The sequence below is a fragment of the Kitasatospora sp. NPDC093558 genome, from assembly GCF_040683475.1.
In the GTDB taxonomy this organism is placed as follows: Bacteria; Actinomycetota; Actinomycetes; order Streptomycetales; family Streptomycetaceae; genus Kitasatospora.
The window spans coordinates 1-2,394 of the sequence record NZ_JBFBDY010000840.1 but is presented as its reverse complement, the minus strand read 5'-3'; the positions used below and the strand labels follow the sequence as shown (position 1 = coordinate 2,394).

The window sequence follows — 2,394 nt, the reverse complement described above, 5'->3', positions numbered from 1 at the left end:
GTGTTTCAGAAGTGCCCATGGTGAACTCGTTGATGGCGGGCCGGGGGCGGCGGTCGCCGGAGGCTTGGTCAGGCGGTCGGCGTGAGGTCCCGGTCGAGCTCCTCGGCGGCGACGAGGCCGGCGACGTGCGGCGGGTCGACGGGCTCCAGGAGCCGGCTCGGCGTGCCGTCGACGCCGACCGGCAGGTCGCCGTCCAGGGTGATGCGGCGCACCAGGCGCGGTTCGTCGCCGTAGTCGTTGACGGCGTAGTGCTGGGTGGCGCGGTTGTCCCAGATCGCGACGTCGCCGACCTGCCAGTCCCAGCGGACGGTGTTCTCCAGGCGTTCGACGTAGCGCTGGAAGATGCCGATCAGCGCCCGGCTGTCGGCCCCGGACACACCCTGGATGCTCTGCGCGAAGGCGCCGAGCAGCAGCGTCCGTTCGCCGGTGACGGGGTGCACGCGGACCACCGGGTGCTCGGTCTTGAACGCGGTGGAGACGAACACCTCGCGGAAGAGCTTCGCCACCTCGGCGTTGTCCGCGAGCTCGGGGCGCAGGGCGAGGTTCGCGGCGTAGTCGTAGTCGTTGGTGTGGACGGCGCGCAGGCCGTCGGCGAGGTCCTTGAGCGGCGCGGGGAGGTCCTGGTAGGCGGCGGCCGTGTTGGCCCACACCGTGCTGCCGCCGGCCTCCGGGAGTTCGAGCGCGCGGAGGATCGAGGCCTTGGGGTAGGACGGGACGAACGTGACGTCGGTGTGCCAGTTGTTGGCGCGCACGCCCTTCGTCGCGTCGAGCTCGAAGACGTACCGGCCGTCCGCGCTGGGCACGGTGGGGTGGCCGACCGGGTGACCCAACTGGCGGGCGAACGCCTCGTGTTCGGCGTCGTCGAGGTGCTGCTGGCCGCGGAAGAAGAGCACCTTGTGCTCGTACAGGGCGGCTTCGAGGGCGGCCACGGTCTCGGCGGACAGGTCGCCGCCGAGACGGACGTCGTGGACGATCGCGCCGATCCGGCCGGCGGCGGGGGTGAGGCGGAGCTCGGTCATGGTGACGTTCCCTTCAAGTCCCTTGGCGGGGACGGGTTATGGCAGCAGGAAGCCCGGGCGGAAGGGCATGGCTGCGGTGGTTGAGAGCAGGTGCCGGCAAGGGTGAAAGCGGGGTGAGGCGGCACGGCGGAGGCGTGCGGGGAGCGGCTGATGCGCTTGGGGCCGGGGCGGTCGGAGTGCCCGGGGGTGCGGAGCGGTCAGAGCGCTCGGGTGCCACGACAACAGCGGCGGACGGGGAGGGCGCGCGGGATGCGCTGGACGCGCTGGACGGCGGTGTGCACGGGCCCTCCTTCCGGCTCGCTGCGAGTGGGCTCGGGGCTCATCGTGCTGAAGGCCGTGGGCCGATGTCAATCGTCATCTTGGCTGGTGGGAACGGGTGTTGCGGCGCTGTGGCGGCGTGTTGCGGCGCGTGTCGCGCGGTGGCGTCCGGTGGCGTCCGGTGACGCGCGTGCTTCCGGGAGCCGGGGGCAGCGCGCAGCCGCCCCCGGTGGCGGGCACCAGGGGCGGCTGGGTGGGCGGACGTGCCGTCCGCGGCGGGGTTACTGCCCGAGCAGGCGGGCGAAGTCGAGCCCGAGGCTGCCGAGCACCGGCAGCGCGCCGAGGTCGGTGACGGCGCCCACGGGGATGCTGTAGCCCTGGTTCACCTCGCGGGCCTCGGACGCGGCGGACGCGGTCGCGGCGGCGGGGACGGCGGCGGGGACGGCGAGGGCGCCGAGGAGCAGGGCGCTGATCAGGGCGGTGCGCATGGGCGGGCCTCCGGAGGCTGGCGTGGTGGCCTGATCAACACCGGGGGCGGCGGTGCGGTCACGGGGATTCGCCCCTTCGGCCGCATTCGTCATGATTGCCGACTTGTGTTCACGGTGCTGCGGAGAGAACGCGGAGAGAACTTCGCCTGCCCCCGGGGCCGTTGCGCGTCGCGGGATTAGCATGCGGCCATGGAGATGAGCGGATTCGACTTCAGCGCGACCGACTGGGACGCGGTGCCGGTGGAGCGCCACCCGGGCGAGGCCGGTGAAGCGCTGTGGCGCACAAGGCAGTTCGGGGCCGTCCGGGTGCGGCGGGTGGACTACACCCCGGGGTACGTGGCGGACCACTGGTGCCGCAAGGGGCACGTGCTGTTCGTCCTCGAAGGCGAGCTGGTCACGACCCTGGACGACGGGCGGGTGGTCACCACCGGGGCCGGCTCCAGCTACCAGGTGGCGGACGACCGCGAGGCGCACCGGTCGAGCGCTCCCGAGGGGGCCCGGCTGCTGATCGTCGACTGAGCTGCCACGCCACGGAGACGACGGGCCGTGGGGGGGGGGCGCGGGGCGGGGGGGGGGGGAGCCGGGGGGGGTGGAGGGTGAGGTTGTGTGAGAGGGGGGGGGGATGGTGG

The 2,394-nt window shown here is 73.3% G+C and carries 3 protein-coding genes; 1 reads left to right on the top strand and 2 read right to left on the bottom strand.

Annotated elements, in window-relative coordinates:
• Positions 1-68: 68 nt before the first annotated feature.
• Complete coding sequence (locus tag AB0O00_RS35940) at positions 69-1,019, bottom strand: TauD/TfdA family dioxygenase (protein ID WP_363658906.1); 951 nt, start codon at positions 1,017-1,019, stop codon at positions 69-71.
• Between the two features lie 539 nt (positions 1,020-1,558).
• Positions 1,559-1,765, bottom strand: coding sequence for a hypothetical protein (locus tag AB0O00_RS35935; protein ID WP_363658905.1), 207 nt, complete (start codon positions 1,763-1,765; stop codon positions 1,559-1,561).
• A gap of 189 nt (positions 1,766-1,954) precedes the next feature.
• Between AB0O00_RS35935 and AB0O00_RS35930 the strand changes: the two genes are divergently transcribed.
• Complete coding sequence (locus tag AB0O00_RS35930) at positions 1,955-2,284, top strand: DHCW motif cupin fold protein (protein WP_363658904.1); 330 nt, start codon at positions 1,955-1,957, stop codon at positions 2,282-2,284.
• Positions 2,285-2,394: the final 110 nt, after the last annotated feature.